Origin of the sequence: Paenibacillus xylanilyticus (genome assembly GCF_009664365.1) — a bacterium.
GTDB lineage: Bacteria > Bacillota > Bacilli > Paenibacillales > Paenibacillaceae > Paenibacillus > Paenibacillus xylanilyticus_A.
In genome coordinates this window covers 5073724-5085927 of the sequence record NZ_CP044310.1, presented here as the reverse complement: position 1 = coordinate 5085927, position 12204 = coordinate 5073724, and the positions used below count along the sequence as shown (strand labels likewise).

Here is a 12204-nt window from a genome sequence, read left to right as displayed (position 1 = left end):
AATAACGGACAAGCAAAAAACACAATTGCATTCTCCTTTGTTTACTCGTGGCAGTCAGAATATGTTATTATATAAGCAGAAATCAATTCGGCAGGACATGGTCCCCATGTTCATGCAGGAGCGAGGTGTCATCAATGGACTCCATGGATAAGACGGTTAAATTTAATGTGAAAGCTGACGAGCAAGAAGCATCCTCCAAAGAGATTCTTCTCACGGTGTATGATGCACTGGTGGATAAGGAGTATAATCCAATCAACCAGATTGTCGGGTATCTCATTTCGGGAGACCCTGCATACATTCCTCGTCATAACAACGCACGCAGTCTGGTCCGGAAGAAGGAGCGCGACGAGCTGATTGAAGAGCTTGTACGTTCTTATCTGGCCAATCACCGGTAATGTATACCGCTTCCGCTGTGAGCAGCCATGCATGCAGCGGGAAATGAACCGACAGAAGACAGCCTGAAGCTTGAGAAGGGAAGAAACTTATCTTCCTGCACGGGCTTGAGGATGGGAGAGCATGGATGAAAATATTAGGTTTGGACTATGGGGACCGGAGAATCGGAGTTGCCGTTAGTGACGCCTTCGGTTGGACTGCCCAGGGATTAGAAGTGCTTGAACGCCGCCGGGATGAAGGTGAGTTCGGTCGTATTGCTGAACTTGTGCGTGAGCACGAAATCAGCGAGATCGTTGTCGGGCTCCCCAAAAACATGAACGGCACCGTAGGGCCGCGGGGTGAAATTTGCATTGCTTTTGCCGAACGCCTGCGGGGCGAACTGAATTTACCTGTTCACCTTTGGGATGAACGGCTGACAACCATGGCAGCAGAACGAACGCTGCTTGAAGCGGATGTCAGTCGGAAAAAACGCAAGCAGGTTGTGGACAAAATGGCCGCAAGCTTGATTTTGCAAAATTATTTGGATGCGAACAGTAAAAGGTGAGGGGGATCAACAATGGCTGAAGATCGACTGGGTATGGAAGAAGAATCGGAGATTATTTACATCGCGGATGACGAGGGCAATGAAGAAGAATTCGAAGTCATCATGAAGTTTGAAGTGGATGGGTCGGAGGCCAAGTATATGATGGTTGCTCCGGTTGAACCTGAAGATGGCGAAACGGATGTATATGCATTCCGTTACGAAGAAGATGGCGACGATATTAAACTTTTCGTCATCCAAGATGATGCCGAATGGGATATTGTCGAGGAGACGTTTAATACATTTTTAGCTGAAGATGAAGAGGAAGCGAACTAAATGACGGAATATAGCCGCAAAGACCTGAAATGGACAGATTCACTGCGTCTGGCATTCGGTGCTCATGTTGAGCTCGAGGAAGAGAACGGTAAATCGCAACCGTATGACTTGTTGGCTGAGTTTGAAGTGCATGGTCAACAGTACGCGGTACTCCGCAGTTCATTGCGTCCTTATGACGAGGTTGAACTTCTGCGGGTATTGCCGGGAAGCGAAGACCAGATCATGCCGGAGTTAGTTACGATTGATGATGACGATGAATGGGAGAACATCTCGGAATTGTACGATGAGTGTACCCTCCCTATTGATGAAGATTAACCAGCTTCAAATTGAAGAAACCGGAAGGGCGGAGAAGTCCGCTCTTTTTGGTTGTGTAAAGGAGTTGTGTCTTTTTTGAAAGGGAAAGCCATAGTAGTCGTTCTGCTTATCATTGTGATTGCAGCTGGAGGAGCGGGTGCGGCGGTCTGGAACATGATGCGTCCCGTTGCGGCTTCGGCAGATCCGGTCGTATTCGAGATCAAAAGCGGATCAGGGACATCCCAAATTGCCGATCAGCTGGAACAAGAAGGACTGATTCGAAGCGGTTTAGCCTTCAAGGGATACTTGAAATGGAAGAAGCAAGGATCGAGTTTTATGGCAGGTACATATTCGATGAATCCTGGCGTGTCATACGATGAGATTATTAGCAAGCTGAACAGCGGTGAAGTGGTGCCCGAAGAAATGGTGAAATTTACGATTCCTGAAGGATATACCGTGCTGCAAATGGCGGATAAGTTGTCTGCGGAAGGTGTAGTCGATCGTGAAGAATTCATCAAGCTGGCAAACGATCCGTCTTCCTTCGATGTCGATATCATTAAGGATATTCCGGTGGATGAAGAACTTCGTTACGTCTTGGAGGGATACTTGTTCCCTGAAACCTATGAGCTCAAGAAGGGGAGCTCCACCCATGACGTCATGCAGCGAATGCTTGAAGAATTTCAGACCAAAATCAATACCATACCGGATCTGGATTCCAAACTGAAAGCCCGCAATCTCTCTTTGCATGAGCTGCTTACGATCGCTTCCCTTGTGGAGCGAGAAGTTGTGGTGGATGAGGAACGTGCTCTGGTTGCAGGCGTTATTGATAACCGGATCAAGCAGGACATGAAGCTGGAGATTGATGCAACCGTTCAGTATTTGCTGGACAAGCCCAAGGCACGATTGTTGTTCAAAGACTTGAAGGTGAAGAGTCCATACAATTCGTATCTCAACAAGGGACTGCCGCCAGGGCCAATTGCAAGCCCAAGTTTGGAATCCATTGAGGCGGCTCTGGCACCGGAAGCTTCAGACTACCTGTTCTATGTTACGAAGAAGGATGGATCATCCGGGCATCTGTTTGCCAAAACGTACAAGGAACATCAGCAAAATATAGCCAAAAGTAAGGCTGCGCAATAAGCGGAGGGGATGTATATGAGTAAGAAACATGAACTGCTCGTTACGGCAGCAAATGTTAAGGAAGCAGAAGTACTGCTGCAGGCCGGAGCAGATGCCTTGTTAATTGGAGATGATCGCTTCGGGATGCGATTACCCGGCAGTTTCACTGTGGAAGAGACAGCAGAAGTAGTTGCCCTGGCTACCAAACATCAGGCTCGTGTATATGTATCCATGAATAACCTGATGTCCAACGAGCTGTTGAAGGAGCTCCCTGCGTATGTTCAAGCTCTGGGCGGCATTGGGGTCCATGCCGTGGACTTTAACGATCCATCCGTTCTGGCTGCGATTAAGGAGTACGCTCCCCATATCCAGCTGCACTGGAATGCGGAGATGACTTCAACGAACTACGCAACGGCAAACTACTGGGGCAATAAAGGTGCCAGTCGTGTTGTACTCGCCAGAGAGCTGAACATGGATGAGCTGACGGAGATGGTTCCTTTTCTAAAAGTTGAAGCTCAGGTCCAGGTGCATGGCATGACGAATATTTATCATTCCAAACGCAGTCTGGTGCAAAGCTATATGGCTCATCAGGGGCGCCCGGTAGAGGGGCACCTTGGTAAAGAACGCGGGCTATTTCTGATTGAGGCAGAACGCCGGGATGAGAAATTCCCGATTTATGAAGATGTCAACGGTACGCACATTATGAGTTCTGAAGATATTTGCATTTTAGAGGATCTACATCTGTTGATGGAGGCAGGTGTTCATAGCTTCAAGATTGAAGGTATTCTCAAACCGCTGGTTTATAATGAGGCTGTTGTCCGGGCATACCGGAAAGCTATTGATTATTATGCAGCAGATGCGGATGCATATGCTTTTTCGGATGAGTGGCTGGATGAGGTCCGCCAATTGCAGGATCCTGAACGGGAGCTGTCATTTGGCTTTTTCTACAAAGAACAGGTGTATTAATAGACGAGGTGAACGAAATGGAAACAGTGGCGGTACAGCGGAAGTTCTCGGGTAAACGTAACCGTCTGGACAAACCGGAGCTTCTTGCTCCGGCGGGGAATCTGGAAAAACTTAAATTTGCGATTCATTATGGCGCAGACGCTGTGTATATTGGCGGACAGGCCTATGGACTTCGTTCCAATGCAGACAACTTCAGCTTTGAAGAAATGCGTGAAGGTGTGGAATTTGCCAACAAATACGGCGCCAAAGTATTTGTGGCGACCAATATCTATGCACATAATGAAGACATTGAGGGCATTGAGGCATATTTGCAAAACTTGTACAATGCGGGTATCGCAGCCGTGATCGTGGCGGACCCGGCGATTATTGAAGTCGCTCAGCGTGCCGTACCCGGCCTTGAGGTGCACCTAAGTACACAGCAGTCTACATTGAACTGGCAAGCCGTGAAGTTCTGGAAAGACGAGGGACTCCCGCGTGTGGTTCTGGGGCGTGAAACCAGCTTCGAGGAGATCGAAGAGATCAAGGCGAATGTCGATATCGAGATTGAAGCCTTCATTCATGGGGCTATGTGTTCCTCCTATTCCGGACGCTGTGTGCTCTCCAATCACTTTACAGATCGGGATTCCAACCGGGGGGGCTGCTGCCAATCCTGCCGCTGGAAGTATGATTTGTTTGAGGATGCCAGAGAAGACGCGGTGTGGGTAAGCGAGGAAGAAATGCAGATGCAGGCACCGGCACCTTTCAAGCTGGGTGAGAACCAGCTGCCCCTGTTCCAGGAACAGGATAATTCATTCTCCATGGGATCGAAAGATCTGTGCATGATCGGCCATATTCCCGAGTTGATTGATGTAGGCGTGGATAGCTTCAAAATTGAAGGTCGCATGAAGTCGATCCACTATGTGGCTACTGTCGTGAACGTATATCGTCAAGCGATCGATGCTTACATGGCTGATCCGGAAAACTATGTGTTGAAGCCGGAATGGGTCGAAGAGATGAATAAGGCTGCCAACCGTCCGTTAAACACCGGATTCTTCTATGATACACCGGACCATCAGGATCACATCTACGAGCCGGAAGAAAAAGCGGTACCTTATGATTTTGCCGGATTGGTTATGGACTACGATGCCGCTACAGGGATGGCCACCATTCAGCAGCGGAATCATTTCAAGCCTGGACAAGAGATCGAATTTTTCGGTCCAAACGGCACCTTTTTCAAACAGGTTGTAGGTGAAATTCAGGATGAAGAAGGCAATGTACTGGACGCAGCAAGGCACCCACTGCAGTTGATCAAAATGAAGGTAGACCAGCCTGTATCCTATTTTGATATGATGAGAAAAAAGAAATAGGTTAAATGACCTATCGATAACAAAATTGTGTTATGAATTAACAATATGTTGTTATGAATCTAACGATTTAGCCCTCCGTATATCGGTATATGGGGGGCTTTTTTTTATAGAAAAATAGGAAAAAAGTTGCAAAATATTTTTTAAAAACAAAAGGGGAAAGGGGAAAACTGTCGAATATTACATATTTATAGGGGAGAGAAAGAAAAACAACTAGCAAAATGGCAGGTGAATGGAATTGGTTCAAAAGAAGCAGAAGGACAGTGGGGAAAAGGTGGAGAAACCAGTGAAGGAAAAAAAACCGAGAGAGCAAAAGTTTAAGAAATTGAGCTTCTTCAAAAGCAAGACGGAAAAACCATCGAATAAGAAGCCATTTAAGCTGGATTGGAAAAAGATCCAGTGGAATAAGATGGGAGGGACAACGTTAACTCAGGTCAGAAAGGCAAATCCGGTTAAATCTGTAGGGGTCAAACTATTCTTAATCTTTTTTGCGGGGATTATGATTTTTGTTATTAGTTTGGGTCTATTATCCTACTCGAAAGCCAAAAACACTATTGAGGAAAATGCCTCCCGGGCAAACCAGGAAACGATTGATCAAACCAAAGAAAAAATGGATATCATTCTGGAGCGTTTTGTGGATACGTCAACCCAGATCTTCTTTGATCCGGAGATGCAATCCTTGTTGCAAAACATGTCTAATAAAGATTTGACAGCATATGATATGTTCATCAATTCAAGCTCGATCAATAAACAGCTATCCAATGTTGCTTTTACAAATAAATCTATGGAAGCGATTTATCTGGTACCCACGGATGAAAACAAGTCCACCATGGGAACGGGCAGCAGCAGTTCTTCCATGGGTAATATTCGCAGCGAAGCTTGGTATAACGAAATTGTACAGTCCGGCGGATATCGCTGGCTTCCAACAGAAATTAAAGAAGACGGAAGTGCGCCAACGTTCCGAATAGCCCGTTCCATGAAAAACCTGCAGGGGACAAATCAGTCCTATGTCTTGGTGATTGAGTTGAAACTGGAAGTTTTGGAGGAACAGTTGAAATCGCTTAATCTTGGAGAGGGAGCTGTGATTCAGCTTATTGCTCCGGATAAAAAAATTGTTGCCTCAACGATTGCTGACCGCACAGGTAAGGAGACAGAGCTCGCATTTTACGGAGAATTGACTGAAAAGACAGGCAGTACCAATGCAGCGTATGCGGTTGATGGGAAATCTACCGATATGCTTGTCGTTTACAGCACGATGGAAACATCGGATTGGAAATTGATTGGAATGGTACCTACTTCAATGCTGGTTAAGGATGCCAAAGGCATTCTGACGCTGACCTTATGGATGGCGTTGGTCGATGCGGCAATTGCGGTACTGATTGGGGTATGGATGGTACGCATGATTGCCCGTCCGCTTGGAAAATTGAAAGACCTCATGCAGGAAGGTGCCAAAGGAAATCTGAAGGTACGTACACCATTTACCTCCAAAGATGAAATTGGTCAATTATCAGCCGCCTTCAATCTGATGATGGAACAGATCACGAAGCTGGTTGAGCAAACGAATCGTTCCGCACAGGAGGTGCTGGATACCGCTTCCGAGCTAAGTAATGCATCCAAGAAGACAGCCATTTCTGCATCGGAGATTGCAGTGGCAACAGAAGAGATTGCAGGTGGCGCAAGCAGTCTGGCTACGGAAGCCGAGCGTGGGAATGAATTGACCGATAATATTTCACGTCAGATGCAGAGCGTTGTAGCCGCGAACGAGGAGATGGGACAATCGGCCCGTCATGTAGAGCAATCCAGTGAGACAGGCACACAGCACTTGAATCAGTTAATAACGAAGACGCAGAAGACCGAAGAGATGATTGGTGCTCTGGTGAACAAGGTGGACTCCCTGAAAGAGAGTACATCTTCCGTTCTTAAGGTTCTGGATGTGCTTCAGAATATTACAAAGCAGACGAATATTCTGTCTCTGAATGCCACCATTGAAGCAGCACGTGCTGGAGCAGCCGGGCGCGGATTCATGGTTGTTGCTGGTGAGGTTCGTCAACTCGCCGAGCAATCCAGACAGTCCATTGACATGGTGGGCGAGATAACCGATAAGATCATGCATGAGATGAACGAAACGGTGGCTGCGTTGTCCAATGTTAATCCTTTGTTCAGAGAGCAAATGGATGCCGTTAAAGATACCAATGTGATCTTTGCTTCGGTTCAAGAACAGATGGGTGCGTTTGTAGAGAAGCTGGGCATGGTTACGGACTCCATCGGGGATCTGAGCAAGTCTCAAGGTACGTTGTCTGAGGCGATGAGTAATGTAAGCGCAGTTGCCGAGGAATCCTCTGCAACCTCTGAAGAAGTGGCTTCCTTGAGCAGCGAGCAGCAGAATATCAGCAATCAGTTAGTAAACTTGTCCGATAAGCTCGAGAATGTATCCACTGAACTGAAAAATACACTGTCACGCTTTACGGTATAATCAAATACAAATAGTGTGAAATCTCTTCAACAAACCTGTTCCGTTTCTGGAGCAGGTTTGTTGCTGTTTTCCGGATAATCCCAGATGCGATGAAGCATACTATGCAGAAAAATGAAGAAGGGGGATAAGGAAGCATGCATGTACAACTAAAAAGAAGAATTTATATGGGTTGTGTCTTCCTGACCATCATTTTTGCAATCCTTATCCTTCGTCTTGGTTGGATTCAGATGGTTCAGGTGAATCGAGTCATGCCGGGATTCCAACGAACGGTACGTGAGATGTCTGTATTGCAGCGTGAACGGGGCGTTATGCTTGATTCAGGCCGAGGACAAATCACAGACCGTAAGGGAAAATCACTGACAGGAAGCCTGCAGTGGGGTGTTGTGCTTTTTCCGCACTTTGCACATGGGCATGTCCAATCGGTGATGAGTACGACAAACGTCAGATTGAAGCGGCTGGCAGCCATACTACATACGGATACAACACACCTGATTAAAGAGTGGGAGGAGGGAGACGCCCCTCATTTCTGGACCGCAGGCACACATCAACCCATGGTTTTGGACAAGGCCCAACTAGCGAAACTTCAGGAATTCGAAGGAGATGGAGCCAGCGTATACCCCGTGATGTCACGCTATGACAAGAGCCGTACAGGAAGGCAATGGTTGGGTTACCTGGCTGAACAACCTGAAGTTCTGAGAGTGAGAGATCAACATACAGTTGAAGTGAAACAACCTTTTGCGCTGAAGTCGGGTGCAGCTGGACTGGAAAGGACGCTTGATCCCCTGTTGATGGGCATGGGTCCAACCTTGCTGACTCGAATGGTTACCGGATCAGGAGAGATTATTCCCGAATACGCACCTAGGGTAATTGCCCCGAGAAATAGTCACTATCCTTTAAAGGTAGAGACCACAGTTGATTTGGACATGCAGCAAGGAGTAGAACAGATTGCAGAGGAATCGGGTATGGAAGAGGGAGCGATTGTTGTACTGGATACGGCAAATGCCGATGTACGCGGAATGGTCTCTGTTCCATTTTACGATCCACTGCATGTGGATCCTTCCAACTCCTCCTGGGCGAATCGGGCTGTGCAGAGTGCTGTACCTGGATCGATATTCAAAATAGTTACGGCGGCAGCAGCTCTGGAATCACAAGCTGTTTCAACCAAAGAAACCTTTCATTGTGGCGGAGAATGGGGAAAGTATGGGTTATCCTGCTGGAAAGAACATGGACATGGTGATCTGAAGCTGGAACAAGGCTTCGCTGAGTCCTGTAATATTGTTTTTGCCGAAACCGCCCGCCGCCTCAGTATGGAACAATTGGAGCGAACTGCCGATGCTTTGGGCTTGGCACGGACCATCGGATGGAAGAAAAAGGATGTGGCCGGAATGCCGGTCCTGCGTCATTTTGATCACGAAGATGCTGGGCGTGTACGTACAACAACAGTCTCCTCGAAGGATGAAGGAGCCCGGGTACAGACAGCCATTGGCCAGCGTGATACCCGTGTATCCCCGTTACAGGCAGCGAATCTGATTGTGACCCTGCTTCATGATGGCCGTGTTCACGCACCGCGGCTTGTTCAGCGTATCCGATATGCTGATGGTGATGTGATGCTTGAGATGTCCCCGCAGCACTCGCCTTCGGAAGCCGGCCAGATCTCTCCCGCAACCTCTCATCAGCTTCTGAGATGGATGCGTAAGGTTGTAACGGATGGAACCGGAAAAACCCTGCAGCATGCACGGTGGCACGTTGCAGGGAAGTCAGGTACCGCCCAGGTGGAGCAGAAAGGACGGAAACGCAATCATCAATGGTTTATCGGGTATGGCCCGGTAGAGCAGCCTCGATATGCCGTTGCTGTTTTGGTGCAGAATGTAACACCAGGCGGACACCACCAGGCTACAGAACTCTTTCGCCGTGTGATGGATTACTTGGCCGAATCTTCCTGATCTGCAGTCTGTGTTGAAGCTTCAGCAGATGCTTCGGTGTTCACGCCCGCGGCTTCACCCTCAGGCGTATCCATGACTAATGGAGAAGAATCGAATTCATCCTTGGGCAGATGAATCCACCGCTGTAAATAGCCCTGCTGCAGCAGTTCTTTTAGCAAAATCAGCAGTACTGGAGATAGAACAACTCCGGCAAGGCCGAATATGGAGAGTGAGATCAGCATAAATGAAAGCATCAGGTATGCGGAAGACACTCCGATCGAGTTGCCGGATATTTTCGGTTCAAGCAGCTGGCGTGTCAGCATGGTAATCACGAGAACGACGACAAGACCAATGGCCAAGCTGCTGTTGCCTATGATAAACAGATAGACAATCCATGGGATAAATATAACCGGAACCCCCAGAAGAGGCACGAGATCAAATACCGCACAAACTGCAGCGATCGTAAAGGCATTATTGGTTCCAAGAATGAGCAGTCCAACATAGATCAATACAAAGGTGATCAGCATCATGATCATCTGTGCCTTCAAGTACGAACGAATGGTTTTGAAGACATGGTTGCGCATAAAAGCCATAGCGAGCTTCAATGTTTTCGGTGTCTTGGCACGGGCAAACTTGCGCCAGGATTCAATCTCGATACTGAGAAAGAAGGCAAGAATGATTGCAATCCCAAAGTTTGTGATAAAGGATGAAAATGAACTGAGAAATCCAATAATGAATTGTGCGCCACTGGTCACCCAGCTGGACAGAAAACCGGTAAGGGTTGCAAAGTAATCGTTTATTTTCTCAATAATACCGGGAGGAAGTGCGTTCCACTTGTCCTGAAGAAAGTAGGCCAGATTGGTGAACTCGCTCTGCAGCAGCTCTACGTATCGAGGGAAGTTATCCTGCAGATTGGATATTTGAGAGATAATAATCAGACCCACGCCAAAAAAGGCAGCAACAATCAGTGCGAGAAAAAGCAAAACGGATATCGCAGCTCCCAGTGTTTTGGGCAGTCCTCGGCGATGCAAAAAACGGGCCAGCGGTTCAATCATCCAGTATACGATAAATGAAAGAAACACAGGTGCAGCGAGTTGATACAATCGGCTAAAGCCATACATGACCAAATATACAGTTAACACAAGTAAAGCGATGTCAAAAACAGTACGTCCATATTTTCTATACAGGGGTAACATGGGCAGGGCTCCTTCATCCGTCATTCATTCCATTTATTGTACACGATTGACTTGTTTTTTGGAAAACAGGATTCAAGAAAAGTTTAAATTATGATAAAATTAAAGGCGATTTATTTTCCATAGTACTTGGATGGGAGCAGTCATTCAGCAAGAGAAGTGGGGAATCAGAGCATGACCAATTTACTTCAGAGCCTATTTTTATGGGCATTGTACATTTCATCTTTTTACGCCTTTATTCCTAGTTTGATCAGCAGACTCTTTGGGTTGCGCGTGTTCAGGCGTGGGAAAAGCGATACACAGTTTGCGTTAACATTCGATGATGGTCCCGATCCGGTATACACGCCAAGGTTGCTCCGATTGCTGAAGCAATACGATGCCAAGGCGACTTTTTTTGTGGTTGGGGAGCATGCAGCCAGTCACCCGGAACTTATCCAGCACATTCATGAGCAAGGGCATCTGATCGGAATCCATAACTACATCCACAAAACCAACTGGTTAATGCGGCCGCGTACGGTTAAAAATCAGATACAGCGAACAGGCCAGATTATAGAGGAGGTCACGGGGGTAAGAACCTGTTTTTATCGTCCGCCTTGGGGAATCATGAACCTGTTTGATTTTTTCAGCAGAAAGGATCGCCAGATTGTCCTGTGGTCTTCCATGTTCGAGGATTGGAGAAGTCGTGTCGGAGCGAAGAAACTGACAGAACGCATGTTGAAAGAGCTCAGAGGCGGAGAAGTTATGCTGCTGCATGACCGGGGTACCACGATCGGGGCTGACGCACATGCACCTGAACAGATGCTTCAGGCCTTGGAAGTGGTGCTGCAAGAGGCCGAGCGGCAGGGATTGCAAAGTGTACGCATCGATACCTTAATGGGAGGAGGCATTACCGTGAGTGAATCTCAGAAAACGAGTCCAGCTCAGACCGTATTATCCCCATGGAAACGAATTGTGGTTGCTTTATGGCTTGGCTGGGAGAAGCTGTTCCACTGGGTGTATCATCTGCGTACAGCTTCGCCAGAAGACCCGATGCTTCATTATCGATCCCGTGTATATCACGGTGCGTTGGTTGAGATGAGCGAGGGGCAAGTCATCCGAAACGGCGACCCGGTTATTGAACTTCATTTTGATAATAAAAAATTATTTGAACTCGGGATGACCTCGCGTTCCAGTATGCATCTGGCCATCCGTATGATTCGGGCCATGGAACAGCAGCTTCCTGATCTGGCTCGGCAGATTGCATCGGAACCGGAACTCCGTTCTGCCAAAGCAGTGTACGGTGTAAGTATGATTAATCGGGGGCCGGAGAAATTCGGATTCACCGTTAAGGATCTGCCGCCTGGACCTTTCAGTTCGGCTTCCAAGGTGTATCTTAAACTATTGCTCAGCGTAATTCATCCTTCAGGAACCAAGCGTCTGAAACAGCGTTCCGAGCAATTGGTTCCGAAAATGATTGCTATGCCGCTGGAGGCATTAATGGAGCGTTACGGACAACATGCCCTTGTAGCTGCAACAACGGAACAGATGCAATCTGATCTGGTGGAGACTGAAGCGGAAGTACTGGCCGGTGCCGAGCTGAACAACACACCAACGGTTTAATAAACTAGAAGGTATTATTCATATCTAATTCGTTTGCATGTAAATCACT

The 12204-nt window shown here is 47.4% G+C and carries 11 protein-coding genes; 10 read left to right on the top strand and 1 reads right to left on the bottom strand.

Features of this window, described 5'->3' with window-relative positions; genetic code table 11:
- Positions 1–134: 134 nt before the first annotated feature.
- The 9 genes from F4V51_RS22585 (at position 135) to F4V51_RS22545 (ending at position 9384) form a co-directional block, all read left to right on the top strand.
- A complete protein-coding gene (locus tag F4V51_RS22585; protein WP_024633073.1) occupies positions 135–395 on the top strand; it encodes an IreB family regulatory phosphoprotein in 261 nt (86 codons plus the stop codon).
- Positions 396–520: 125 nt separating this feature from the next.
- Complete coding sequence (ruvX, locus tag F4V51_RS22580; RefSeq protein ID WP_153979719.1) at positions 521–937, top strand: Holliday junction resolvase RuvX; 417 nt, start codon at positions 521–523, stop codon at positions 935–937.
- A 12-nt stretch (positions 938–949) separates the two neighbouring features.
- Positions 950–1249 carry a DUF1292 domain-containing protein gene (locus F4V51_RS22575; RefSeq protein WP_095289523.1) on the top strand — a complete coding sequence of 100 codons (300 nt, stop codon included), beginning with the start codon at positions 950–952 and terminating at the stop codon, positions 1247–1249.
- Positions 1250–1564 (top strand): DUF1292 domain-containing protein, encoded by a 315-nt coding sequence (locus tag F4V51_RS22570; RefSeq protein WP_095289524.1) that lies wholly within the window; start codon positions 1250–1252, stop codon positions 1562–1564.
- Positions 1565–1639: 75 nt separating this feature from the next.
- Complete coding sequence (gene mltG, locus F4V51_RS22565; RefSeq protein WP_236146623.1) at positions 1640–2680, top strand: endolytic transglycosylase MltG; 1041 nt, start codon at positions 1640–1642, stop codon at positions 2678–2680.
- A gap of 15 nt (positions 2681–2695) precedes the next feature.
- Positions 2696–3625: a peptidase U32 family protein gene (locus F4V51_RS22560; RefSeq protein WP_153979718.1), complete on the top strand. Its 930-nt coding sequence runs from the start codon at positions 2696–2698 to the stop codon at positions 3623–3625.
- Positions 3626–3642: 17 nt separating this feature from the next.
- Complete coding sequence (locus tag F4V51_RS22555; protein ID WP_153979717.1) at positions 3643–4971, top strand: peptidase U32 family protein; 1329 nt, start codon at positions 3643–3645, stop codon at positions 4969–4971.
- A 229-nt stretch (positions 4972–5200) separates the two neighbouring features.
- Positions 5201–7441 carry a methyl-accepting chemotaxis protein gene (locus tag F4V51_RS22550; protein WP_236146622.1) on the top strand — a complete coding sequence of 747 codons (2241 nt, stop codon included), beginning with the start codon at positions 5201–5203 and terminating at the stop codon, positions 7439–7441.
- A 134-nt stretch (positions 7442–7575) separates the two neighbouring features.
- A complete protein-coding gene (locus F4V51_RS22545; protein WP_236146621.1) occupies positions 7576–9384 on the top strand; it encodes a peptidoglycan D,D-transpeptidase FtsI family protein in 1809 nt (602 codons plus the stop codon).
- On the opposite strand, the gene F4V51_RS22540 is transcribed toward F4V51_RS22545, so the two are convergent.
- Complete coding sequence (locus F4V51_RS22540; protein WP_153979716.1) at positions 9363–10559, bottom strand: AI-2E family transporter; 1197 nt, start codon at positions 10557–10559, stop codon at positions 9363–9365. The two genes, F4V51_RS22545 and F4V51_RS22540, sit on opposite strands and share 22 nt — an antisense overlap.
- Before the next feature lie 171 nt (positions 10560–10730).
- Between F4V51_RS22540 and F4V51_RS22535 the strand changes: the two genes are divergently transcribed.
- Positions 10731–12155 carry a polysaccharide deacetylase family protein gene (locus F4V51_RS22535; RefSeq protein WP_153979715.1) on the top strand — a complete coding sequence of 475 codons (1425 nt, stop codon included), beginning with the start codon at positions 10731–10733 and terminating at the stop codon, positions 12153–12155.
- Positions 12156–12204: the final 49 nt, after the last annotated feature.

Bases quoted from the DNA above. Each gene is read 5' to 3' on its own strand.
- F4V51_RS22555 (WP_153979717.1), top strand. From the start codon at position 3,643: ATGGAAACAGTGGCGGTACAGCGGAAGTTCTCGGGTAAACGTAACCGT.
- F4V51_RS22545 (WP_236146621.1), top strand. From the start codon at position 7,576: ATGCATGTACAACTAAAAAGAAGAATTTATATGGGTTGTGTCTTCCTG.
- ruvX (WP_153979719.1), top strand. From the start codon at position 521: ATGAAAATATTAGGTTTGGACTATGGGGACCGGAGAATCGGAGTTGCC.
- F4V51_RS22575 (WP_095289523.1), top strand. From the start codon at position 950: ATGGCTGAAGATCGACTGGGTATGGAAGAAGAATCGGAGATTATTTAC.
- F4V51_RS22540 (WP_153979716.1), bottom strand. From the start codon at position 10,559: ATGTTACCCCTGTATAGAAAATATGGACGTACTGTTTTTGACATCGCT.
- F4V51_RS22535 (WP_153979715.1), top strand. From the start codon at position 10,731: ATGACCAATTTACTTCAGAGCCTATTTTTATGGGCATTGTACATTTCA.
- F4V51_RS22570 (WP_095289524.1), top strand. From the start codon at position 1,250: ATGACGGAATATAGCCGCAAAGACCTGAAATGGACAGATTCACTGCGT.
- F4V51_RS22585 (WP_024633073.1), top strand. From the start codon at position 135: ATGGACTCCATGGATAAGACGGTTAAATTTAATGTGAAAGCTGACGAG.
- F4V51_RS22550 (WP_236146622.1), top strand. From the start codon at position 5,201: ATGGAATTGGTTCAAAAGAAGCAGAAGGACAGTGGGGAAAAGGTGGAG.
- F4V51_RS22560 (WP_153979718.1), top strand. From the start codon at position 2,696: ATGAGTAAGAAACATGAACTGCTCGTTACGGCAGCAAATGTTAAGGAA.